Origin of the sequence: Vibrio chemaguriensis, assembly GCF_012275705.1 — a bacterium.
Classification (GTDB): Bacteria; Pseudomonadota; Gammaproteobacteria; order Enterobacterales; family Vibrionaceae; genus Vibrio; species Vibrio diabolicus.
Genome location: NZ_SHOE01000063.1, coordinates 1 through 381, shown reverse-complemented (window position 1 = coordinate 381; position 381 = coordinate 1). Strand labels below are relative to the sequence as shown.

At 43.0% G+C, this 381-nt stretch carries 2 tRNA genes; both read left to right on the top strand.

What is annotated here, in order from left to right:
* Positions 1-30 precede the first annotated feature (30 nt).
* A tRNA-Ala gene (locus EX191_RS22790) sits at positions 31-106 on the top strand.
* Between the two features lie 14 nt (positions 107-120).
* Positions 121-196: transfer RNA gene (locus tag EX191_RS22785), tRNA-Val, on the top strand.
* The last annotated feature ends 185 nt before the right edge of the window (positions 197-381 follow it).

Below are 381 nucleotides of genomic sequence, written 5' to 3'. Positions count from 1 at the left end.
CCTTCCATTAGGAATTAAAACTCAAAATATGGGGCTATAGCTCAGCTGGGAGAGCGCCTGCCTTGCACGCAGGAGGTCTGCGGTTCGATCCCGCATAGCTCCACCATATTTTGAAACAATGGGCGATTAGCTCAGTTGGGAGAGCACCTGCCTTACAAGCAGGGGGTCACTGGTTCGAGCCCGGTATCGCCCACCATCTTTAAGCGCATTCAATGAGTGCTTTTAAAAATGGTTTTCATCAGAAAATCTAGCTCTTTAACAATTTGGAAAGCTGACAAAACAACAATTTATTGTTGTTTGTAAAGTTCTCAAAGTATTCCTTATGGAATACAACTAAAAACACATTCAAGTGTTCTTGGAATTTGAGTCCGGCAAAATCGA